Source organism: Streptomonospora mangrovi (assembly GCF_027604915.1).
GTDB classification, from domain to species: Bacteria; Actinomycetota; Actinomycetes; order Streptosporangiales; family Streptosporangiaceae; genus Streptomonospora; species Streptomonospora mangrovi.
In genome coordinates, this window is sequence record NZ_JAJAQC010000007.1 from 198167 (window position 1) to 220666 (window position 22500).

Here is a 22500-nt window from a genome sequence, read left to right on the forward strand (position 1 = left end):
TGGGGCACCGAAGCGAGGCGGGGATCGGGGTCGGCGACCACCGGCCTTCATCGCGATTGGCTGGGCTGCGACGGGCGGTGAGGCGGTGCGCGGCAGCGGGTGCGCGATCACCGGCACGCAACGCGCATGACGAGGCGGCGACGAGGGCACCGAGGCGAAGCGCGGGTTCGGGGCCGCGTTCACCGGCCTTCATCGCGATTGGCTGGGCTGCGACGGGCGGCGAGGCGGTGCACGGCAGCGGGTGCGCGATCACCGGCACGCTCTGCGGATGCCGAGGCGGCGACGAGGCGGCGAGGGCGGGCGGAGGCCGGGGGCGGCGGTCGCCGGGTCGCCCGTTCGCGGTCGCGGTCGCGACGGAAGCGGAGAAGCCGCGCGGGGGCGCGCGGCCCCGCACCTCCTCTCCGCAGTCCAGCAGCGGGTTCGCCCGGGGCGGCGGAGCAAAACCCGCACCTCGTCGCCCCACGCAACGGCACTTCCTCATGCTTTGCCCCTTTTGCACCCAGCCAGGGCGGCCGCAGCGGGACCCAAGGGGCCACCCAGACGCCCAAGTGACCACATAATGAGACACCCACGGCCCGCACCGCGCTCTTATGTCCGCAATGCCCGTTTCCTTGGGCAACGAAAGTGCCCTACGCACCAGAACGGCGAACGGTAGACGCGACTCGTCGCGAAAGGGGCCGTTTTCGTCTCGCCATGTAAGATCTCACGGCTTCCGTGTCCACTGTGCCCCATTTGCGAACAGGGGTGGAAACACCAGTCGCCCCCTGTCCGCAGGGGAGCCGCCAAGGACCCGCCCGGCCCCGACCACCCACCCCGAGGGCCGATGCCGCCCGGCCATCCGCAGCCGTCGCCGCCCCCGTCGCCCGCCCCGGGACCCGCCACGACGACCGATGAACACCGACCCGAACCCCGCGCCCCCTCGCCGCCCCGTTACCAGCACCAACCACCCGCCCCGCGACTCGACGACCGCCAGCCCCGCCCACCCGCCGCCGTCGCCGCCCCCGTCTCAACCCCGGCCACACGCCATGGGGAACGACGGCCGCGCGCCCCGGCCGCATACCGCCGAAGCACCCTCTTTGGTGGCGGTCAGCCGTGGTGGGCCGCTGCGGGGGTGGGGTGCGACGTGGGCCAGGTGGCGGGGATGAACTCCTCGGCGGTGTCCGGTGGGGTGAGGGCGCCGGGGAGGCGGGGCAGGGCCGGGCCGCCGACTGCGCCCGCCACCGCGCCGCAGCCCGGGGCCGGGCGCACGGCGCCCGTGCGGCCGAGGCCGGGGGCGAGGGTCTCGGCGAGCCGCCGGACGGCGGCGGCGCCGCCCGCGCCGTGCTCGTCGGCCAGGGCCTCGGGGTCCAGCCTCAGGCGCAGCTCGCGGGCGAGTTCGGCCAAAGTGTGCGTGGCCCCGCCGGTCAGCCGCAGGCACTCGCGCAGCAGCGTCCACTCCCCCTGCCAACTGCCCGGCGGGCGGTCCACGCTCGCCGCCGCGCAGCGCACCAGCGCGCCCGACAGCGCCGGGATCTGCGCCGCGCAGCCCTGGAGCGCCGCCGCGAGCACCGGTCCGCGCTCGTCGGGTCCCACCCAGGGGCTCGTCCGGCCGCGCGGCAGCACCGGCACCGCCGCGGCCACCCGGCCCAGCACCTCGGCGGTGACGTCGCAGGCCGCGGCGATCTCGGCCAGCGGTCCGCCGACCTCCCCCGATCCCGTCTGGAGTCCGGTCGGCAGCGGGCCCGCGGCCAGCCCGCACTCGCGGGCGAAGGCGGCGGCCAGCAGCGCGGTGCGGCGGGCGGGGTCGGGGGCCTGGACCGCGCCGCCGCTGTCACCGCCTTCTCCGTTGCCACTGCCTTCGCCGCTGTCACCGCCGACCGTGCCGAGACCCTCATCGCCGCCGATACCGGCCCTGCCACCGCCGCCGATACCGTCGCCGGTGCCAGTGCCGGAGCCGAGGCCGTCGCCGGGGCCGGTCGCGTAGTCCTCGTCGCCGAACCAGTCCCCCGTGCCGCCGCCCAGCACCACCGGCAGGCCGGTGTCCAGCACCGACTCGATCCGGGCGCGGGCGCGGCGCACCTGGGCCGACCAGCCCGCCGCCCGCAGGCCGAGCATGGTGCCGACCGCGCGGGCGGCGGGGCCGCGCCCGTCGGGTGGCGCGGTGCGGTGGGCCGCCGACAGGGCGGCGAGCGCGCGTTCGGCGGCCTCCAGGTCCCCGCGCAGCACCCGCAGCGCGCGCTTGGCGACCAGCATCGCGCCGGTCTCGAACACGTCCTGGGCGGTGGTGCTGCGGCGGACGTGGCGCGCGCAGGCGGGGTCGTGCTGGGCGAGCACGGCGGTGAACGCCCGCTGGAGGGCCGCCGCCGGGTTGGCGTTCTCGCGCGCGGCGACCGCGACCAGGCGCGGGTCGAGGCCGTGGCCGGCGGCCACGGACGTGATGGTGCGGGCCGCCTCCTCGGGCAGCGCGCCCAGCGCCGCCTGCGCGCGGGCCAGCGCCGCCTGGGCGTCGAGTGCGGCCTGGAGCCACGCCTCGTCGGCGACCGCCCGCTCCACGGGGGTCCCCGCGCGCACCGGGCACAGCAGGCCGGTGTCGGTGAGCGGCCCGGCCGCCGCCAGGGCGGGGGCGGCGGCCGGCGCGGTGCCGACCATGCGGCCGCCCCGTTCGGGGGCGCGGCGTCGGCGGGCGGCCGCGCGGGTGCGCGGCGCGCCGGGCGCCCTCCTCTCGGGCATGGGCATGTCCCTCCCTTCGAGCGCGGTGCCGTCTACACGTCTGCGAGCGCGGGGCCTCCCGCCGCCTCCGCCTGCGGGGTCTCCTCCACGCCTGGTCCGGCGGTGCCGCCACACGCCTTCCGGCGCTGCCGGCGTTCGCCCCTCTCCGGCGATGCCGCCTGTACGCGTTCTCCGGCGGGGCCTCCTGCGCGCCTCCGCCGCCGGGGCCGTCCAAACTCCTGCACCGGCGCGATACCGGCGCACGCCGCTGCCGCCCCCGCGCGGCCGGACGGTTGCGGCGCGGGGGCGGCCACCGGGCGGTCAGGTGCTGCTCGCGGCCTGGTGCAGGCGGCTGGCCAACTCCAGGCGCTTGATCTTGGTGGTGGCGGTCTGGGGCAGGTCCTCCAGGCGCCACTGCACCGGGTCGGCCAGCGGCGGCAGGTCCTCCACCGCGCGCTTCCAGGCGGCCGGGTCGAGCGGTTCGTCGTCGCGGGTGCACACGACGGGCACGGGGGCGCCCTCGGGCGAGGGCACGATCACGACCTCCACCAGGGACGGCAGGCGGGCGAACAGCCGGTCCTCGATCTCCAGCGTGCTCTCGATGCCGGGGATCTCGTCCACCTCGCGGTCGAGCAGGTGCAGGCAGCCCCACTTGGTGCGGTAGCCCAGGTCGCCCATGCGCCACCAGGAGCCCTGCGCCTGCTTCTCCCAGCGGTGGTGCTCGCCGAGGTAGGTGAGGATGCGGCCGTCGCTGCTGACCTCGATGTAGCCGGGCGAGGACTTGGTGACGGGGCGGCCGTCGCGGCTGACCACCCGCACCCCGGTCATGCCGGGGAAGGGCCGGCCCACGCAGCGGCCGTCGAAGTCGTCGCCCATGGCGCGGTTGTAGGTGCGCGCCGCGATGGGGCCGACCTCGCTTTGGCCGTACGCCTGGGCGAACAGCGGGTTGCGCCGGCGCGAGGCCGAGAGCATGCGCTGCACGGTGCGGGGGTGGATGGCGTCGAAGGTGCTGCTGAAGTACTTGACGTTGGCCAGCGGCCGGCGGGGGTCGTCGGCCAGCACCTCCCAGCGCAGGAAGGTGTTGGGGTGCGCCTCGATGAATCCGGGCGGGACCTGGGAGAACACCTCGGCGACCCGCTCGGGGTCGTCGTCGCGCAGGACGATCAGCGGGTGCCCCTGGAGGATGGAGATCGGCATGGCGGTGTACATGCGCGAGTGCACGAACGACACGTGCACGGCGACCGGTTCGCTGCGCCGCACCGCCGCGCCCACGATGGTGGCCTGCGGCCGGTACCGGGCCTGGAAGGTGTGCCCGGTGTGCACCGCCAGCTTGGGCAGGCCGGTGGTGCCGGAGGTGTGGGTGATGAGGGTGGGGTGGGAGGCCGGCATCTCCACGGGGCGCACCCGGGGCGCGTCGGCGAGGGAGGCCAGGGAGACGGCGCCCTCGTAGGTGCCCGAGGCCAGCAGCACGGCGCGGCTGGTCTCGAAGACCTCGGCGGGCAGCTCGTTCTCCAGCTTGGCCTGGTCGGTGAGCAGGTAGGGGGTGTCGACGCGGCGGATGAGCTGGGCCACGGTGTCGCCGTCGAGCTTGGCCGACAGCATCACCGGGATGGCGCCGATGCGGGCGAGGGCGCACGCCAGCAGCGAGATGTCGAAGTTGTCGGACTTGTGGACCACGACGTAGTCACCGGGGCGGACCCGAACCGCCCACAGGCGCGAGGCGGCGTCGGCCACCACCCGCGCCAGCTCGGTGAGGGAGGGGCGCCGGCCGGTCTCGGGGGCGATGTCGAGGTCGTGGTCGAGGATGACGGGCGAGGCGGGGTGCCGGGCGGCGGCCCGGTCGAACAGGGTGCCCAGCCGGATGCCCTTGTTTGCGATGCGCTGTAGGAACATTGCCCTTCCGTCCTGGTCGTCGCGCGTGAACGGCGGCCGGTCACGCCTGCTCGATGACGTCCTTGATGCGGCTCAGCGTCACGGCGAGGTCGGATTCGAGCTTTTCGGTCCACTCGGCGATGAACCGCTTGCGGTCCTCCTCGTCGAGGTCCGCGACGATCTTGTGGATGCCGGCGGTGGCGCGGCCCATCCGGAAGTGGTGGATGAGCACCGAGCCGTCGTCGCCGTCGGGGACGATGTCGAAGCCCCAGACGCTCTCCTGGTCCTCCTTGGCGTGGGAGAGCATCATCCAGCGGAAGGTGCGGTCGGGCTCGGCGGCCACGACGCGGGCCTCGGTGTGCCAGGTGCCGCGCACCAGCGGCGCCCACCCGACGACGTCCTGGGCGCGGTAGTTCTCGCCGCGGAACACCGAGCCCACGGCCCCCGGCTCGCCCTGCACCCACTCGCCGCCCCGGCACTCCGGGCTCCACCGGCCCTGGGAGGGCAGGTCGCTGACGAGCTGGTAGACGGCGGACGGCGGCGCGGACACCCGGGTTTCGGCGCGCACCTCGAACAGCGGGGACTGGTCCACAATCGAAGTACTCATGGCGCTGAGGCTGGCAGCAGCGCCGCGCTCGCGGCCACGGCCGGGGCGGGCGTTGGTCAAGTCGGCGGCGTCGCCGCTGACGGCGCGCTCCCCCGCGCTCTCGCCGAGGCCGGTGCCCAGCACGAAGCGCAGCCCCGCGCCCTCGCCCGCCTCCAGGCGGCGGTGGGCCTGGGCGGCCTCGCTGAGCGGCAGCACCGCCACGCGGCGCGGCCGCAGCCGTCCGGCCGCCGCCAGCTTCGCGACGTGGTCGGCGGCCTCGGCCAGCTCGGCGGTGGTGGCCTGGGAGATCGCGAACCCGGTGACGGTGCGGTCCAGCAGGTAGAGCGGCCCGGCGGGCAGCACGGGCCGGGTGGCCATGCCCGCCAGCAGCACCATCCGGCCGCGCCGCGCCAGCAGCGGCACGGCGGTCTCGACGTCGTTGCGCCCGGCGGCGTCGACGATCAGGTCGGCGCCCTCGGGGTGCAGCGCGGCCAGCGCGCCGGCCAGGTCGGGGGTGCGGTAGTCCACGGCCGCCTCGGCGCCCAGGTCGCGGCAGTGGGCGGCGTCGGCCGCCGAGGCGACGGCCGTGACGCGAGCGCCGGCCTCGGCCGCCATCACCACGGCCGCGCCGCCGACGTTGCCGCCGGCGCCCACGACCACCACGCGCGCGCCGGGGCGCAGCCCGCCGTGCACGAACAGGGCGAGGTACGCGGTGGCGGCGGGGTGGGCCAGGGCGGCGGCGTCGGCGCCGGGGACCTCGGGCGGGAGCCGGTACAGCCGGTCGGCGGGCACCGCGACCTGCTCGGCGGCGGCGCCCTGGCGGCCGGCGTGCCCCATGCTCAGGGACCACACCCGCTCGCCCGGCCGGAAGCCCGCGGTGGGCGGGGCGCCCTCGGCGACGGTGCCGACCAGGTCGCGGCCGATGACGAACGGGAAGGTCAGCGGGGTGCGCCACGCACCGGAGCGGACGAAGGTGTCGACGTGGTTGACGGCGGTGTAGGCGACGTCCACCAGCACCTCGCCGGGGGCCGGCCGCGGCGGGGGGAGGTTGCCGTAGCGGATGTGCTCGGGCGGGCCGAGCGCCTCGATGTAAGCGGAGCGCATGGTGCGCCATTGTGGCCGGGCCCCCTCGGCCGGCGCCGGGGCGCGGGCGGGCGCTGTGTCATCTCACCGTGTCATCTCCAGCGGGAACGCCGCGGCGCCCGGGGCGGCGGTGGAATCCCTCACCTGGGCGCCCCTCACCGACGAACATCCGATTCGTGATGGATGCACATTGCTACCGAATCGTGACGCTTTCTAGCATTGCGGTGCAGGCGAAGAACGGCCGCCAGGCACGGCGGACCGCAGTGACCAGTAGCCGCGACCGAGACCGCCCGAACCGGCCATAAGCCGTCCGGGCAGCCCCATCCGTGGTTTTCGATCTTTCGCCCAAGGACGCACAGTGCACCCCATCCCTACCGTGATGGCACAGGCAAGGCGCCACACCGCCGACGACACGAGCAGTCCGAGCAGCCCGAGCGCTCCCGGATCCCCGAGTGCTCCCCGAACCGTGAGTGCCCCCGGTACCCCGAGCACTCCCTGGACCCACTTCTCCACGCCCCTGATCGGCCGCGACGCCGAACTCGACGCCCTCCAGCGCCGCCTGGCAGACCCCGCCGTGCGCGTGCTGACCCTCACCGGACCGGTGGGAGTGGGCAAGAGCGCCCTGGCGGCCGCGGTCTTCCGCACGGTGGCGCACCGGTTCACCGCCGGTGCCGCCGCCATCGACGTGGAGTCCGCCCGAACCGCGCCGGAGGTGGCCGACCGGCTGCTGCGGGCGCTGCCGCCCGCCTCCGCCCCCGGCGCGCCGCGCCCCGCCGCGCGCTTCCTGCTGGCCGTCGACGGCGGCCCCGGCCTGGGCGCCCTGCTGGGCGGCCCGCTGGCGCGGGCGCTGGCCGAACGGCCCGAGGTCACCGTGCTGGTGGCCGCCCGCGAGGCGCTGGGTGTCTACGGCGAGGAGGTGTTCCGCCTCCACGCCCTGCCCGTGCCCGCGCCGGGCGGCGGCGCGGCGGGCGGCGCCTCGGCCGGTGCGGCGGGAAGCGCGGCCGGAGGCGCGGCGGGCGGTACGGCAGGACGTGCGACGGGCAGTACGGCGGCCGGTGGGTTCGGCGGCGCCGCGCGCCCCGAGGCCCTGCTGGCGGTGCCCTCGGTGCGGCTGTTCGTCCGCCGCGCCCGCGCGGCGCGGCCCGGCTTCCGCCTGACCCCCGCCAACGCCGAGGCGGTCGCGCGGCTGTGCGAGCGCACCGACGGCCTGCCGCTGGCGATCGAGCTGGCCGCCGGGCAGCTCAAGCTGCACACGCCGCAGGACGTCCTGGCGGTGCTCGACTCCGACCTGGGGGTGCTGGCCGCCGACGGCGCGTGCACCCTGTCGCGGCACGCCGACATGCGCGCGGCCATCGACTCCTGCGTGGAGCGGCTGTGCGAGGGCGACCTGGACCTGCTGGGGCGCGTCGCCGCCTACCACGACGGCGTGGACCTGGCGGCCGCGGCCGCTCTGGCCGGCGACGACCTCGCGCGGGCGCGCGCCCGCGTGGCCCGGCTGATCGACGCCGGCCTGATCAGTGCCGAGGAGGCCGACGCGGGCGGGGCCGCCCACGGCCCCGCGCGGGAGGCGGCGGCGGTGGCGGGCGTCCGGCCGCCGGGCGAGGGCGGGCTGGTGTTCCGCGTCGGCGGGCTGACCAAGCGCTACGTGCTGGACCGGCTGCGCGGCGGCGGCCGCCTGGAGGAGGCGCTGCGCGCCCACGCCGGCCACCTGCTCGACCTGGTGGCGGCCGGCCCCGGCGCGCCGCCGCGCGGCGTGCCCGGCCGGTGGCGGGTCGACGCGGAGTCGGCGCAGTACTTCCTGCTGGACTCCGGCGACGTCGCGGGCGCGGTGCGGCTGGCGTGCGCGCTCGCGCCGACCTGGCCGGTCGACGGCGGGCTCCGGCGCACCGCGACCTTCCTGGAGGAGGCCCTGCGCGACCCGGCCCTGGGCACCGAGGCGGCGATCGACGCGGGCTCGGCGCTGGGCGAACTCCTCACCTGGCAGGGCGAGCACGAGCGGGCCGGCGCGGCCCTGGACGCGGCCCTCGCGGCGGCCCGCCTGCTGGACGAACCGCTGCGCGCCGCAATCGCCGAGCGCCGCCTGGGCGCACTGGCCGCCCACCGCGGAGACCACGCCGCGGCGCTGCCGCTGCTGCGCGCCGCCCTGGACACGATCGACACCCTGCGCGCCCACCACCGCGCAGTCCTCGTCGGGGACGGAGTCGGCGGAGTCGGATTCGGCGGGAGCCCAGCGGACGGGTTCACCGGCGGCCGCGCTGTTCTCGGAGGCGGCCCCGACATCGGCGGCGAGCGTCCCGGGCGCCGGAGCGGCCACCCCACCACGGCGACCGGGAAGAAGCTAGGCGCCACCGGTGCCGACGAACTCCTTGGCACCCGGACCGCCACCGGGATAGGCGACGCCGCCGCCCGGCTGCCCGGCCGTCGAAGCCACCGCACCTCAGCGGCGCTCGGCCGCGAACCCGGCGCCACCGCAGACGGATTCCCCGGCGGCCAACTCCCCACCCCGCGCAACCGCACCGCCACCAGTCCGCTCGGGCGTTCACTCGGCCATCAGGACGGCGACGCCCCCGGCGAACTCCTCGACGCCCGGACCACCATCGGGAACGGCGGCTTCGGCGCCGGGCTTCCGCCGCACCGGGGCGGCCGCGTCACGGCGATGGCCGCCGATGGACCGGGTGACGGGGCCGGTGCGGCGCGCGGCGCCACTGCCCGGTGGGCGGCTCTGCCCTCGGCGGCGGCCGGCGCGCGGGCCGGTCGGCGCGCCCACGGCCGCGCCGCGCACCGGCGCGCCGGCGGCGCGCTGACGGGCGGCCTCGCCGCCGTCGCCGACATCGGCGGAGCGGACGGCACGCCCCACTGGCACCGCGCGCCGCGCGGCGGCCACGCCGGTGCCGGACTCGCCGGTCGGCTGTCCGCCGGCTCGCCGCCCGCCGGACGCGTCGGCGCGCACACCGGCCGGTTCGGCGGTGCGGCTGGCGCCGGCGGCACCGGTCGCGGCCGGGCCGAGGGCGTCTTCGGCTTCCCCCAGCCCACCGACGGGCGCCACGGCGCCGACCCGCTGCCGGGCGCGGCCCGCGCCACCGGGACCGGCGCGGACGCGCGGGCGATCCACGAGCGCGCGGGCGCCCTCCTCACCGGTGAGCGCGCCCACTGCCTGCGCCACCTGGCCGAGGCCCTGCTCGCCACCGGCCAGCCCGCCGAGGCCGAGTCGGCGGCAGTCGACGCGGTGTGCGCCTACGAGAGCATCGGCGACGCGCACGGCGCCCTGCTCGCCGGGCTGGTCCTGGCGTCGGCCCGCGCCGCGCGCGGCCGGACGGCCGACGCCGAGCGGCGCCAGCGCACGGCCCTGGAGCGGGCCCGCGACCGCGCCGACGGCGCCGGGGGCGCGGCGGCCCTGGAGGAGTGGGCCGCGCTGCGGCTCTCGCGGGGCGCCGAGGGTCGCCGTCCGCAGGAGGCGGTGGCGGCCCTGGCCGCCGCGTCGGCGCTGCGCGCCGACCTCGGGTGCGCGGCGCCGCACGCCCTCGCCGCACGCGTGCGCGAGGCGATGGCGACCGCGCGCGCGGCGGCCGACCCGGCGGCGGTCACCGCCGCCTGGGAGCAAGGAGCGCGAGCCGACCTCGGCACGGCGGTGGCGGCGGCCCTCGCCACCGCCCCGGACGGCCCCACCCCGATGCCCGCTGAGGGCACCGCCGGTGAGCACCCGCACGCGGTGGCCGCCAACGCACCCGTTCCGGCCCCGCCGGCGCGAACGGCGATGGTCGCCGGGCGTCCGGATGCGGGCGCGTACACGGGGTTCGCGGGGACGGGATTCGCGGAACCCGGGTTCCCAGGGTCGGGGCTGGCGGGAACGGGGTTCGCGGGGCAGGTGGAGGCCGCGTTCACCGGCATCCCGGCGGGCGCTCCGGTGCGCACCGGCACCCACCGGCCTTCGCCCCTCGGCGACGGCCGCCGCGCCACCGCCCCGACCGAGCGCGAGAGGCCCCCGGCCCCGCTGAACGCGGAGGCGGCGACGACCGGCACCGGCAACAACGGGTCGGACACCGCCGCGTCGACGGGCACGACCGCCCGCCCGGACACGCCGCCCGCCCGCGCACCGCGGACACCGGCCCCGCAGCCCGCGCCGCCGGGCGCGGCCGACAACGGCGCGCGGCCCCGCCCCGAGGACACGGGGCGTCCCGGTGGGACGACGGCTCCCCTGCCGCCGGACTCGCCGCTGACCCCGCGCGAGACCCAGGTGGCCCGCCTGGTCGCGGAGGGCATGACCAACCGCGAGATCGCCCGCGCGCTGGGCATCGCGGAGTGGACCGCGATCAACCACCTGCGCAAGATCATGCGCAAGCTGGACTGCTCCTCCCGCGTCCAGGTGGCCCGCTGGGTCACCCGTGAGTCGGCGCGGACCGCCGGCCGCTGACCCCCAACCGCCAGACCAGCAGCCCGGGTCGGCCGGAAGCCCCGACCAGGGGCCGCCCCCGGCCCGGGCTGTTCCACCCCCGCCGCCACCACCACAAGCCCGCGCCCCGGAGCCCACCCGCCGACCAGGGGGTGGACGCGGCGGCGACACCCTTCGCCCAAGGGTTACCAAGGGTTCCTTCCTGAGCGACGAGGTGCGGCGGATCGCCCAACGCGTCGACTCGCCACCGGCCACGGCGCGCCGGTCCGGCACCGAAGGCCGCGCGGGCGGCTTCGGGTTCCCGGACCGACGCGCCTTCGCGCGGTCCCGTCGCCGAGCCCCCTCTCACCGCGCTCCGTCGCCCCGGTGAACGGCAGCGGACGGCTTCGCCGGTCACCGGACCCGTGACCGGCGGCGGTGGAGAGAAGCTGGAGGGCCGGGCCGGTGATACCGCTCGCCGGAGTCCAGGCCGTCGGGCAGCCGCGCGCCACCAACTCCGCCCGGCCCTCACCTGCCTGTCCGGACAGCCGGACAAGTCACCAGCCCGCCGTGGAACCTCACCCACGCAAGCGGCCCTGCCGTGCCGGCCAGCACCCCCATGCAGCGGCGAACACCGGCGACCAGCGGCGTCTGACCTCCGCCCCAGCGGCGCGCCAACGCGCCCCCCGCCGGGCAGTGGCGGACGCTGCGGCAACTCCCCTCACCGAGGGATTGGCAGGTCTCTCATCGAGCGGCACCGCACCGGGTGCGGGCCGTGGCCGCCGCTCGACCGCTCGCCGGTGGGGGCGGGCGGGCGAGCGGGAGCCCATGGCGTCTTCCGCCCTGCCCGGGCGCCTACACGGCTTCGGCTGCGGCGGTGCCGTCGGCGATGTGGAGGACGGCGTCCGCGGCATCCACGGTCGGCTGCTCCAGGGGGAAGTAGCCCTGCTCAGGGGTGTGGTCGGTGCGCGTCCGGGCCGGGCGGACGGTGTCGGCCGGGACCAGGTCCCAGGCGGCCACGCGGGTCTGGAGGCCGCCCTCGTAGGTGTCGGCCGCCGGTTCCTTCAGGCCCTTGGCCGCGCTGCGCCCCAGGCTGCCCGCGATGAAGGTGTAGCGCCCCTCCTCCGCCAGGCGTTCGGCGACGGCGCCCGCGGAGAACCAGGTGAAGTCCACCTCCTCCGTCCGCCACCTGCTCGCGTTGCGCTGGAGGTGTGTGTTGTGCGCGAACACCAGCGTGGGCCCGCGCCCGGCCTCCACCGCGCGGATGTCGGCGAGGTTGTCGGCCATGAGCACGTCGCGGGTGACGAGCATGCGGGTGTAGCGCGCCTGCGGGTCGATGCGCTCGGCGCACCGCTCGTGGTAGCGCAGCAGGCCGATACCGGCGGTCAGGTGGGTCCGGGCGCGCTGCCAGGCGGCGCGCGAGGTCGCCGGGATCAGTTCGGGCGCCCGCGCGTGGAGCGTGGTCAGCAGGTCGTCGGCGATCACCCGCAGCCGCGCGGCCTCGGCAGTGGCGCCCATCGACTCCTCCGGGTCCATGACCGCCTCCACCCGGCTCCACCGCTCGTCGGCGCCTGCGGCGCCCGCGATGTCGGTGTCCAGCCCCAGGTAGTCCCGCGCGAACTCCAGGTACGTGCGCGGGCTGGGGGCGCTCATCATCTCCGTCGAGATGTCGAACCCGTGGAAGGCCAGCCGCTCCTCGGGCGGACGGCCCGCGTTGTACTCGCGCATCCATGCGACCAGCGGCCCGTTGCCCTCCGGACCGCCCAGGCCCCCGACTCCGTGCGAGAACCCTTCGTTGAGCACCGATTCGAGGGTGCCCGCCCCGCCTTGGACGTAGTCGTCCACGGCGAGGGCCGCGACGCGGTCGGTCTCCAGGGCGATCGACCGGAAGCCCTTCTCGGCGAGTCGGGCGAACAGGTGATTGCGGACCAGCGCGAAGGCCGGTTCGCCGTGGGTGGGTTCGCCGAGCCCCAGCAACTCGCAGGAGCCGGGGACGACGTGGTGAATGTCCTGAGTCATACCCCTCAAGCGTAACGTTGAAAGGACCGTTGGGACTTTCGGCGGTCTGGCCGCCTGCCGATGCGGTAAAGTCTCAAACCGGTGACAACCATGCGACCCTCCGACCTCGCCCGCGAGCACGGCATCTCGACCCAGGCGGTCCGCAACTACGAGCGGGACGGCTTCCTCCCGCCCGCCGAGCGCACGCCCGCCGGTTACCGGGTCTACACCGAGGTCCACGCGGCGGCGCTGCGCGCCTTCCTCGCCCTGGTCCCGGCCTACGGCCACGCGGCCGCCGGGCGGATCATGAACGCGGTCCACGGCGGTCGGCTCGACGACGCCCTGGCGCTCATCGACGACGGCCACGCCCAACTCCTCCGCGACCGGGCCACCCTCGACGGCGTACGGGAGGCCGTGGAGCACCTGCGGGCCGGGACCGACGTCGAGGCCGGAGCCGGGGCCGGATCGCGGGCCGACGCAGGGGCGGGGGCCGACGCCGGGGCTGGGGCGGCGGCCGACGCCGGGGCGGGAGCCGGAGCCAGGGCCGCCTGGTCGGAAGCCCGCACCGTCGGCGAACTGGCCCGCCGTCTGCGGATCACTCCGGCGACCCTGCGCAACTGGGAGGAGGCGGGCATCGTGGTCCCCGCGCGCGACCCGGCCACCGGGTACCGCCTCTACCGCGCGGACGACATCCGCGACGCCGAACTCGCCCACCTCCTCCGGCGCGGCGGCTACCCGCTGGACCGCATCGCCGCCGTGGTCGGGCAGATCCGCACGGCCGGGGGCACGGAAGCGCTCGCCGACGCCCTGTCGGACTGGCAGCGCCGACTCACCGCACGGGGAGTCGCGATGCTCGACGCCGCCGCGCTCCTCAGCCGCTACCTGCGCATGCACTCCCCTTAGCAGGTAGCAGGCCGGAACCTCGGCGAGGGCGACGACGGCAGCGGATGGTGGGTGCGCGGTCATCGGATCGCGGCGCGGGGGGCGGGGTAGGCGACGGCGGCGGACGGCTTGGGCTGGCATTCATCGGTCGCCATGGCGGGGCCGGGGCGGCGACGGCAGCGGGTGGCTTGGGTGTGCGGGGATCGAGTCGCGGGGCGGGGGGCGGGGTGGGCGACGGGTCGGGGGCGGCGCCTTCGCGGCTCCCTCTGCGGATAGGGGGTGGTTGGTGTTTCCCCTCCCATTCACAAATGGGGGCACAGCGGACACGGCGGCCTCGAAATCTCACCAGGTGAGACGAAAATGGCCCCTTTCGCGACGAGCCGCGTCTACCGTTCACTGTTTTGGCGCGTAGAGCACTTTCGCCCCCCACGGAAACGGGCATTGCGGGCATAAGGGTGCGCACGCGCCGTGAGCGTCTCACCATGTGGTCACTTGGTCGCCTGGGCGGCCCTTTGGACCTCGCTGCGGCTGCCCTAGCCGGGGACAAAAGGTGCAAAGCGCGAGGAAGCGCCGCCCCGTGGGGCGACGAGGTGCGGGTTCTGCTTCATTGCCCCGGTCGGACCCGCTGCCGGACGGCGGCGAGGAGGGGCGGGGCCGGGTGCCCCCGCCGAGCGGGGGCACGGCTGCGGCGGACACCCCCGGCCCGCCTTCGCTGATCCCGTCTCGACCGCGACCGCAGACGGGCGACCCGGTGACCGCCACCTCCGGCCCACGCCTAGCCTCGCCGCCCCCGTCGCCACCCCAGCCCACCGCGACCAGGCGCGCTCACCGCCGGACCCCCACCCCCACCCCGCCTCGGCGCCCCGTCACCACCCCGGCCAACCGCAAAGCGGGCCGGTGAACGCCACCCCGAACCCGCGCCTGCCCTCGCCGCCCCCGTCGCCACCCCGGCCAACCGCGATGACGGACGCTGACCACCGGACCCCTGCCATTCCCCCTTGCCATTCCCCCTTGCCATTCCCTCGCCATCCCTTGCCATCCCTTGCCATCTACCCTGACATGATCCTGCCATCCCACTGCCATCCCCTTGCCATGGCAACCCGCCTCCCACCCCTCCCCCACGGCAATTACCTGCCGTTCTCCCGTCCCCCGATTGCGCAACATATTGCCATTGGCATTGCCATTCTTTCCGCGCCCGCAGATTCCTATTCTCCGTTCAGTACCGCGAAACAGAACAGAAATGAAATCGATTTCGGCGGAATACACCAGCGGAGGCAGGAATGGACACTGGAACAGCGCACCGGCCGCGCACGCGTGTCGGGTCAGGGCACCCCGGCCACCCCGCCCACGCCACGCATCACTCCCACGCCACCCACGCCACCCACGCCACTCACCCCGCTCACACCACCCATCCCGCCCACCCCCACCACCCCGACCCCCGGGTGCGACCCCTGCGCGAGCATCGCGGCCGCCCCGGGCGGCCCGTCCGGACCCGGCCGGCTCCGCTCACCGCCTCGCCGATCTTCCGGGAGCTGAGCCAGGACCTGTTCGCCTCCCTCCCCCGCAGCGACCAGCGGGGCAAGGGCGTCGCCTACCTGCGCGGCCTGCTCGCCACGCCCGGCCGCAAGTCCGTCCGCAACATGGCCGCCGGCCTCGGCGGCGCCGAGAGCTGCTCGGCCACCGGCCAGAGCCTGCACCACTTCATCTGCAACTCCACCTGGGACTGGCTGCCCGTCCGCCAAACGCTGGCCCAGCGGCTGGCCGCCTGGCTGCCGCCGCACGCCTGGGTGGTGCGCCCGCTGATCATCCCCAAGACGGGCCAGCACTCCGCCGGGGTCGGCCGGTTCTTCTCCGACGGCGGCCGGGTCGTCAGCGCGCAGCGCGCCGTGGGCGTCTGGTTCGTCACCGACCGCACGGCCGTGCCCGTCCACTGGCAGCTCGACATGCCCGAGCCGGGCGCCGACACCGACACCGAGGCCGGCACCGCCCCCGGCGCCGGCGGCCACGCCGACCTCGCCGCCGACGCCTGCCTGGAGATGGCCGCCGAGTGGGGCCTGCCCCCCGCGCCGGTGCTGCTCGACCTCGACGGCGCCGACCCCGTGCCCGCCCTGCGCCGCCTGCGCGCCGCCGGGCTGACGCCCATCGCCCGGCTGCCCCGAGACCGCGAACTCGCCGTGGCCGACCCCGCGCTGACCGGCCACACCGGCACCGTGCTGACCGCCGAGCGGATCATGCGCGCCGCCCGCGCCCTGCGCCGCCCCCTGCCCGGCGCCCGCGCCGGCCGCCCGCCGCGCCCGGTGCTCGGCGTCTCGGTGGGGGTCACCCTGCCCGGCCGGTCCGTCCACGGCGAGCCCGACCTGGCGGTCACCGGCACCGCGCCGGCCGGAGGCACCTGGCCCGAGGAGATCTGGCTGTCGGGCCGCACCGCCGACCGCTCCGCGCCGCCGCTGTGGGCGCTGCGCACCCTGGTGCGGCGGGTGGACGTCTCCTCGCACGCCATCGGCGACCGCGTCGGCCTGCGCGACTACGCCGGCCGCTCCTTCGCCGGGTGGCACCGCCACATCACCCTGGCCTCCGCCGCCCACGCCGTCGCCGCCTTCAGCACCGACCACCGCGTCACGCGCCGCCCCCTGGCCTGAAGGCGGTGCCCGTGCCCAGCGCCGCGCGCCGCCGCTTCCCGGCGCGCGGCACCAGGCCACCCGATGCGACCGCGCATCAGCGGGCGCGCGCGGCGCGTCCGGTCACCGGCGGCGCCGCGCCCGCGGCGCCCGGCAAGTGGAGGACAGTGGAGGACCCCGTGGACATCGACCTGCTCGCCGCCCGCTCGCACACCGCCCCCCAGCAGCCCGACTGGGCGTCCCACCCCCGGCTGCCCGAGGTGCGCGCCCGGCTGGCCGAACTGCCGCCGCTGGTGCGCCGGCGCGACACCGACCGGCTGCGCGGCCTGCTGGCGCGCGTGGCGGCCGGGGAGGCCCAGGCCGTGGTGGTCGGCGACTGCGCCGAGGACCCGGCCGAGAGCGGCGGCCCCGACGTGGCCGCCAAGTCCGGCCTCGCCGAGGCGATCGCCGGCACCCTGAAGATGATCACCCGCCGCCCGGTCGTGCGGGCCGCCCGCATCGCCGGCCAGTACGCCAAGCCGCGCTCGCGCCCGGTCGAGCGCGTGGGCGGGCGCGACCTGCCGGTCTACCGGGGCCACATGGTCAACGCCCCCGAGCCCGACCCGGGCTCGCGCACGCCCGACCCCGAGCGGATGCTGTCCGGATACGCCGCCGCGCACGCGGTGATGGGCCACCTGGGCTGGCTGAGCGGGCGCACCCGCGAGGGCTGCCCCTCGGTGTGGACCGCGCACGAGGCGCTGCTGCTGGACTACGAACTGGCGCTGACCCGCCGCTCGGCCGACGGCCGGCACCTGCTGGCCTCCACCCACTGGCCCTGGCTGGGCGAGCGCACCCGCGCCGCCGACGGCCTGCACGCGCAACTGCTGGCCGGGGTGGTCAACCCCGTCTCCTGCAAGGTCGGCCCCACCATCACCCCCGAGGAGCTGCTGGCGCTGTGCGAGCGGCTCGACCCCGACCGCGAGCCGGGCCGGCTCACGCTGACCGTGCGCATGGGCGCCGGGCGCACCGGCCGGCTGCCCGAGCTGGTCGAGGCGGTGCGCCGCGCCGGCCACCCCGTCATCTGGATGTCGGACCCCATGCACGGCAACACCGTCACCGCGCCCTCCGGCCTCAAGACCCGGTTCGTGGAGGCGATCGTGCAGGAGGTCCGGGAGTTCCAGGCGGCCGTGCGCGAGGCCGGCGGCGTGCCCGGCGGCCTGCACCTGGAGACCACGCCCGAGCCGGTGACCGAGTGCGTCCAGGACGTCTCGCGCGTGCACCAGGTGCCGGGCAAGTACACGTCCTTCTGCGACCCCCGGCTCAACCCCGGCCAGGCCACCGCCGTGGTGGCCGCCTGGAACGGCTGAGGCGGCGCCCCCGCGCGCCGCCGCCGGCCCCCACCGATCCCACCGACCCTCACCGTTCCCCCACCGACCGAGAGGACACGACGCCATGAAGGGAACCACGGCACTGGTCACCGGCGCCGCGGGCGGTATCGGCGCCGCCGTCGCCCGCGCGCTCGCCCGCGAGGGCGCGGCGGTCGCCCTGGTCGACCGCGCCCGCGAGGGCGTCGACCGGCTGGCCGCCGACCTGGCGGCCGACGGCCACGACGTGCTGGCGCTGGCCGCCGACGTGCGCCGCGACGCCGAGGCGCGCAGCGCGGTGGCCGCGGTCGAGGACCGGCTGGGTCCGCTGGACCACCTGGTCAACGCGGCCGGCGTGCTGCGCCTGGGCCCGGCCTGGGAGCTGAGTGACGACCAGTGGGCCGAGAGCCTCGGGGTGAACGCCACCGGCGTGTTCACCATGAGCCGCGCGGCGGCGGCCCGGATGGTGCCGCGCGGGCGCGGCGCGATCGTCACCGTCACCTCCAACGCCGCCGGCACCGCCCGCAAGGGCATGGCGGCCTACGCCGCGTCCAAGGCGGCCTCGGAGATGTTCACCAAGTGCCTGGGCCTGGAGCTGGCCGAGCACGGCATCCGCTGCAACACCGTGGCGCCCGGCTCCACCGACACCCCGATGCTGCACTCCATGTGGGCCGGCTCCGCCGACCGCGCGCGCACCCTCGACGGCGACCCGGCGGCCTACCGCGTGGGCATCCCGCTGCGCCGCCTGGCCGCGCCCGAGGACGTCGCCGCCGCCGTGGCGTTCCTGCTGTCGGACTCCGCCCGCCACATCACCATGCACACCCTCACCGTCGACGGGGGCGCCACCCTCGGCGTCTGATCCGCCGGGGCGCCCCCGCCGACCCGCGAGAAAGGGGACCCATGCCCGCCATCCCGCCCATCAGCGCCTACCCCATGCCCACCGCGGGCGAACTGCCGGCCAACACGGCCGACTGGACGCTGGAGCCGCACCGGGCCGTGCTCCTGGTGCACGACATGCAGCGCTTCTTCCTGCGCCCGTTCGCCTCGGCGCCGGCGCTGCGCGACCGCCTCGTGGAGAACTGCGGGCGGCTGCGCGACCGCTGCGCCGAGCTGGGTGTTCCCGTGGCCTACACCGCCCAGCCCGGCGGCATGACCCCGGACGAGCGCGGCCTGCTGCGCGACTTCTGGGGTCCGGGCATGGACGCCACGCCCGAGGACCGGGCGGTGGTGGACCGGCTCGCGCCCCGCGACGGCGACTGGCTGCTCACCAAGTGGCGCTACAGCGCCTTCCACCGCACCGGCCTGCTGGAGCGCATGCGCGCGCAGGGCCGCGACCAACTGCTGGTGTGCGGCGTCTACGCCCACGTGGGGATCCTGATGAGCTGCGTGGACGCCTTCACCAACGACGTGCGGGTGTTCCTGGCCGCCGACGCGGTGGCCGACTTCGCGCCCGGCTACCACCGCCTGGCCCTGGACTACACCGCCCAGCGCTGCGGCATGGTGCACGTGACCGCCGACCTGCTCGCCGCGCTGGAGGCGCACCCGGCGGGCGCCGGGCGCGCCCGCGTGGCCGAGGAGGTGCGCGCGTGAGCACCGCACCCGCGACCGACCGCGACCTGCTGGGGGCCGTGCTGGCCGACCCGCCCGAGGCGTTCGCGCTGCTGCACCGCCCCCACTCCGGCCCCGGCCCCGACCGCGTCGAGGTGCTGACCGGCACCGCCGCGGCGGTGTCCCGACTGGCCGACCTGCCGCTGCCGCCGCCGGAGGGGCCGGGCCGCGCCCGCCACGACGTGGTGGCCGTGGTGCCCTACCGCCAGCTCGCCGAGCGCGGGTTCGCCTGCACCGACGACGGCGCGCCGCTGATCGCCCTCCAGGTCGCCGAGCAGGGCGAGGTCGCCCTGGAGGAGGTGCTGGCGCGCGTCGGCGACTCCGGGATCACCCTGGCCGACGGCGGGTTCGACATCGGCGACGAGGACTACGCCGCCGTGGCCCGCGACATCATCAACGGCGAGATCGGGCGCGGCGAGGGCGCCAACTTCGTGCTCCGCCGCTCCTTCGTGGCCCGCATCGAGGGCTACTCCCCGGCCAGCGCCCTGACCCTGTTCCGGCGGCTGCTGGCCCAGGAGACCGGCGCCTACTGGACGTTCGCCGTGCACACCCCCTACGGCGCGTTCGTGGGCGCCTCCCCGGAGCTGCACGTCAGCGTCGACGGCGGCACCGCGCGGATGAACCCGATCAGCGGGACCTACCGCTTCCCCGGCACCGGCCCCACCCTCGACGGGGTCCTGGGCTTCCTCAACGACGCCAAGGAGACCGACGAGCTGTACATGGTCGTGGACGAGGAGCTGAAGATGATGGCCCGCGTCTGCGACAGCGTGCCGCGCGTGGTCGGCCCCCGGCTGCGCGAGATGGCCCGCCTGGCCCACACCGAGTACGTGATCGAGGGGCGCACCCGCCGCGACCCGCGCGAGGTGCTCGGGGAGACCCTGTTCGCGCCCACCGTCACCGGCAGCCCGCTGGAGAGCGCCTGCCGGGTGATCGCCCGGCACGAGCCGGGCGGGCGCGGCCACTACAGCGGGGTGCTGGCCCTGCTGGGCCGCGACGCCGCCGGCGCGACCAGCCTGGACTCCGCGATCATGATCCGCACCGCCGAGATCTCCCCGCGCGGCCGGGTGCGCATCGGCGTGGGCGCCACCCTGGTGCGCCACTCCGACCCCGCCGCCGAGGCCGCCGAGACCCGCGCCAAGGCGGCCGGCATGATCGCTGCGCTGGAGGGCACCCCGCGCAGCGTGGGCGACCACCCGCAGGTGCGGGCGGCGCTGCTGCGGCGCAACGAGCGGGTGGCCGACTTCTGGCTGGGCGGCGCCGGCGCGGCCGCCGAGCGGCCCTTCGCCGGGCTGGACGTGCTGGTGGTCGACGCCGAGGACACGTTCACCGCGATGCTGGCCCACCAACTGCGGGCGCTGGGTCCGCACGTGGAGGTGTGCCGCTTCGACGAGGACCCGTGCCTGGACGGGCGCGGCCTGGTGGTGATGGGTCCGGGGCCGGGCGACCCCCGCGACCGCGACGACCCCAAGATGGCGGCGCTGCGGGCGGGCGTGCGGCGCCTGCTGGCCGCGCACCGGCCGTTCCTGGCGGTGTGCCTGAGCCACCAGGTCCTCAGCCAGGAGCTGGGGCTGGAGGTGGTGCGCCGCCCCTCGCCCAACCAGGGCGCCCAGCACACCATCGACCTGTTCGGCAGCACCGAGCGGGTGGGGTTCTACAACACCTTCAGCGCGCGCTGCGCCGCCGACGAGATCACCCCGGCCCTGGCGGCGGGGCCGGTGCAGGTCAGCCGCGACCCGTGGACCGGGGAGGTCCACGCGCTGCGCGGCCCGGGGTTCGCCTCGATGCAGTTCCACCCGGAGTCGCTGCTGACCCGCGACGGCGTGGACATCCTGGGCCGGATGCTGGCGGGGGTGCTGGAGCGCGCCGCCACCGAGGTCGGCTGAGGCCCCCGCCGCGGGGGGGCGCGCCCCCCGCGCCGCAGCGGCCGGCGGCCTCCCGCGCGCGGAAGGGCACAGGAGGTGCAGGAGAGGGGTCCCGCTCCAGGCGGGACCCCTCTCTTCGTGTCCTCGTCCTCTTCGCTTGTGCGTCTCCGCGCCCCGCGCGGCCCGGCCTTACAGGTCCACCGCCCCGCAGGCGAAGCAGGCCAGCAGGGTGCGCGCCTGGACGTTGACGTAGCGGGTGTGGCGCACCAGCCCGTGCATCTGGTCCAGGCTCACCCAGCGGTACCCGGCGGGCTCGGGCGCCGCCGCCGTCGCGGCGTCGGCCTCCACCACCAGGTAGCGGCTCTCGGCGTGCAGGAACCGTCCGCCCTCCTCGGAGTGCACGGCCGCGTAGCGCACCCGCTCGGGCGGGGCCGCCAGCACGGCGTCCAGGAACGGCGGGGGCGCGTCCAGGTGGGCGTAGTTGGCGGGCGTGCACTGGACCGTGGGGGCCAGCTCCACGCCGTCCATCAGCCCCGCCTCGGGCCGGGCGTGCACCAGGACGTGGGGCACCCCGCCGAAGCGGCGCAGCAGGAACGCCGTCACGCCCAGCCCGCAGGGCCGCAGCAGGGGCTGGTGCCAGCGCGCGACCTCGCGGGTGCCGGCCTCCACCGCCACGGTGACGACCTCGAAGTAGCGGCCGGCCTCGTGGCGGATCCGGTCCTCCTCGCGCACCCAGTCGGGAATCGCGCCGAGCGGGGCGGTGCGGGCGCGCACCCGGTGGCGGGTGCGCTCGCCGGTGAACCACGACAGCAGCTCGGTGTCGTCGTGCAGGGCGCGGTCGGCGCCCTCCTCCACCGGGGCGCAGGCCAGTACCGTGCGGGCGTCCATGTTGACGGCGTTGTCGTGGCGCAGCAGCCGGCCCAGCGCGCCCAGGGTGACCCAGCGGAAGTCCTCGTGCTCGGGGATGTCGGCGGCGGGGTCGGCCTCCACGAGCATGTTGCGGTTGACCTTGCGCAGGAACCACGAGCCGTGCTCGGACTGGAGGACGTCGGCCAGCACCCGGCCCCGGCGCGGCCCCATGAAGTACTCCAGGTAGCGCACCGCCCGGCCGCCGTGCACGCCGGTGTAGTTGCTGCGGGTGGCCTGCACGGTCGGGGAGAGCTGCACCAGGTTGCGGTTGCCCGGCTCCATCTTGGCCTGCATGAGGAACCGCAGCACGCCCCCGCGGCGCTGGGCGAGGATCCCCAGCACCCCGATCTCGGGCTGGTTGATGATGGGCTGGTGCCACTCGGCCGCCGCCTCCTCCTCACCGGAGTCGGCGCGCACGTGCAGCCCCTCCACGCTGAAGAAGCCGCCGCTGCGGTGCACCAGGTCGCCGGTGTCGGCGCGGAAGTACCAGCCGTCGGCCTCGGCGAAGGGCACCGGCCGCACGGAGAACCCGCCCTGGTCGGCGCGCCGGGACAGCCAGGCCAGCACGTCCTCGGGGGCGGCGCCCTCGGGCGCGGTCAGCGCGGCCGAGGCCCGCAGCGCCGCGGCGGCGCGGCCGTCGCGGCGGGGCCGCGGCAGGGGGCCGGCGCCGCGCCCGGCCGGG

The 22500-nt window shown here is 76.8% G+C and carries 12 protein-coding genes; 7 read left to right on the forward strand and 5 right to left on the reverse strand.

Going from position 1 to position 22500, the window contains the following annotated elements:
- Window positions 1–1086: 1086 nt before the first annotated feature.
- The 3 genes from LG943_RS06235 to LG943_RS06245 form a co-directional block, all read right to left on the reverse strand.
- Entirely contained in the window at window positions 1087–2715 is a 1629-nt protein-coding gene (locus tag LG943_RS06235; protein ID WP_270071220.1) for a lyase family protein, read from the reverse strand.
- Window positions 2716–3009: 294 nt separating this feature from the next.
- On the reverse strand, window positions 3010–4581 hold the full coding sequence (locus LG943_RS06240; RefSeq protein ID WP_270071221.1) for a class I adenylate-forming enzyme family protein: 1572 nt from the start codon (window positions 4579–4581) through the stop codon (window positions 3010–3012).
- Window positions 4582–4621: 40 nt separating this feature from the next.
- Entirely contained in the window at window positions 4622–6250 is a 1629-nt protein-coding gene (locus LG943_RS06245) for a zinc-binding dehydrogenase (RefSeq protein WP_270071222.1), read from the reverse strand.
- A gap of 445 nt (window positions 6251–6695) precedes the next feature.
- On the opposite strand from LG943_RS06245, the gene LG943_RS06250 reads away from it, so the two are divergent.
- On the forward strand, window positions 6696–10640 hold the full coding sequence (locus LG943_RS06250) for a helix-turn-helix transcriptional regulator (protein WP_270071223.1): 3945 nt from the start codon (window positions 6696–6698) through the stop codon (window positions 10638–10640).
- 813 nt (window positions 10641–11453) lie between these two features.
- Here the strand turns inward: LG943_RS06250 and LG943_RS06255 are convergent.
- Complete coding sequence (locus tag LG943_RS06255) at window positions 11454–12617, reverse strand: erythromycin esterase family protein (RefSeq protein ID WP_270071224.1); 1164 nt, start codon at window positions 12615–12617, stop codon at window positions 11454–11456.
- Between the two features lie 90 nt (window positions 12618–12707).
- Between LG943_RS06255 and LG943_RS06260 the strand changes: the two genes are divergently transcribed.
- The 6 genes from LG943_RS06260 (at window position 12708) to LG943_RS06285 (ending at window position 20930) form a co-directional block, all read left to right on the forward strand.
- Window positions 12708–13499, forward strand: coding sequence for a TioE family transcriptional regulator (locus LG943_RS06260; RefSeq protein ID WP_270071235.1), 792 nt, complete (start codon window positions 12708–12710; stop codon window positions 13497–13499).
- Window positions 13500–14998: 1499 nt separating this feature from the next.
- Window positions 14999–16117 carry an IS701 family transposase gene (locus LG943_RS06265; RefSeq protein WP_456340054.1) on the forward strand — a complete coding sequence of 373 codons (1119 nt, stop codon included), beginning with the start codon at window positions 14999–15001 and terminating at the stop codon, window positions 16115–16117.
- A gap of 158 nt (window positions 16118–16275) precedes the next feature.
- Complete coding sequence (locus LG943_RS06270; RefSeq protein ID WP_270071226.1) at window positions 16276–17442, forward strand: 3-deoxy-7-phosphoheptulonate synthase; 1167 nt, start codon at window positions 16276–16278, stop codon at window positions 17440–17442.
- An 85-nt stretch (window positions 17443–17527) separates the two neighbouring features.
- Window positions 17528–18298 (forward strand): 2,3-dihydro-2,3-dihydroxybenzoate dehydrogenase, encoded by a 771-nt coding sequence (locus LG943_RS06275; protein WP_270071227.1) that lies wholly within the window; start codon window positions 17528–17530, stop codon window positions 18296–18298.
- Window positions 18299–18339: 41 nt separating this feature from the next.
- Complete coding sequence (locus tag LG943_RS06280; RefSeq protein WP_270071228.1) at window positions 18340–19029, forward strand: isochorismatase family protein; 690 nt, start codon at window positions 18340–18342, stop codon at window positions 19027–19029.
- Window positions 19026–20930: an anthranilate synthase family protein gene (locus tag LG943_RS06285; protein WP_270071229.1), complete on the forward strand. Its 1905-nt coding sequence runs from the start codon at window positions 19026–19028 to the stop codon at window positions 20928–20930. Before LG943_RS06280 ends, LG943_RS06285 begins: the two co-directional genes overlap by 4 nt.
- A gap of 168 nt (window positions 20931–21098) precedes the next feature.
- Here LG943_RS06285 and LG943_RS06290 read toward each other — a convergent pair.
- Window positions 21099–22500: NDP-hexose 2,3-dehydratase family protein (locus LG943_RS06290; RefSeq protein WP_333486329.1), on the reverse strand; the 1402-nt coding region annotated here is incomplete at its 5' end.

What these genes read in the sequence shown, in the direction of transcription:
- LG943_RS06275 (WP_270071227.1), top strand. Translation starts at nt 17,528, where the DNA reads ATGAAGGGAACCACGGCACTGGTCACCGGCGCCGCGGGCGGTATCGGC.
- LG943_RS06245 (WP_270071222.1), bottom strand. Translation starts at nt 6,250, where the DNA reads ATGCGCTCCGCTTACATCGAGGCGCTCGGCCCGCCCGAGCACATCCGC.
- LG943_RS06240 (WP_270071221.1), bottom strand. Translation starts at nt 4,581, where the DNA reads ATGTTCCTACAGCGCATCGCAAACAAGGGCATCCGGCTGGGCACCCTG.
- LG943_RS06260 (WP_270071235.1), top strand. Translation starts at nt 12,708, where the DNA reads ATGCGACCCTCCGACCTCGCCCGCGAGCACGGCATCTCGACCCAGGCG.
- LG943_RS06235 (WP_270071220.1), bottom strand. Translation starts at nt 2,715, where the DNA reads ATGCCCATGCCCGAGAGGAGGGCGCCCGGCGCGCCGCGCACCCGCGCG.
- LG943_RS06280 (WP_270071228.1), top strand. Translation starts at nt 18,340, where the DNA reads ATGCCCGCCATCCCGCCCATCAGCGCCTACCCCATGCCCACCGCGGGC.
- LG943_RS06255 (WP_270071224.1), bottom strand. Translation starts at nt 12,617, where the DNA reads ATGACTCAGGACATTCACCACGTCGTCCCCGGCTCCTGCGAGTTGCTG.